We start from the raw sequence: 663 nt of genomic DNA on the forward strand, positions 1-663 counted from the left end.
TAAATAATGGTTTTAAAATTTACCCACGATATTTTTATTTTTCTGATAAATATAAGCAATTAGATATTAAATTATATTCAGCATTTAAAAATCGGTTTTATACGATTAATAATTATGGTAGTGTTTTTAATTATAATTTTTCGGTTGCTAATAATTATGATATTAATTCAAATTCGGATTATGTTTTTGAAGATTCTTTAAAAGATAAATATGGTTTAAAGTATAAAAAAATTGAAGAACAAAAAATTGGTTATAATGTTTTTGAATTGTAAGCACAAAAAGAGAATGATATGTACCGATATTATGATTTTAATTTTGGGATTTATAACTGACAAGAAATTAATAATGGTGGTTTGTTCCCCAATAAACAATGATTTCAAGTGGAATATATAACTCCTAAAGGTTGATGAGATTTAGAAACTCACATTAAAAATGCGGTGATTTGAATTGTCAACACTATTCCTGGAATTAAACAAGTTAACGAGTTAGCGAGTGGTGTTGGTAAGGTTTTTGAAACAGTATATAGTTTTTTTAGTCAAATATTTGAGGTATGAAAATTTAATCCAGCATTGTATAGTACAATAACAAATATCTTTTTATTAATTATTTTTATGAAATTTGTGCGATTAATATAAAAAAGGAACTGTTATTTAGTTCCTTTTT

At 23.5% G+C, this 663-nt stretch carries 1 pseudogene; it reads left to right on the forward strand.

Going from position 1 to position 663, the window contains the following annotated elements:
• Positions 1 to 635, forward strand: a pseudogene (locus C6B38_RS06800) (spiroplasma phage ORF1-like family protein); the annotation flags it as partial.
• Positions 636 to 663 lie beyond the last annotated feature (28 nt).

Source organism: Spiroplasma sp. ChiS (assembly GCF_002968355.1).
Lineage (GTDB): Bacteria > Bacillota_I > Bacilli_A > Mycoplasmatales > Mycoplasmataceae > Spiroplasma > Spiroplasma citri.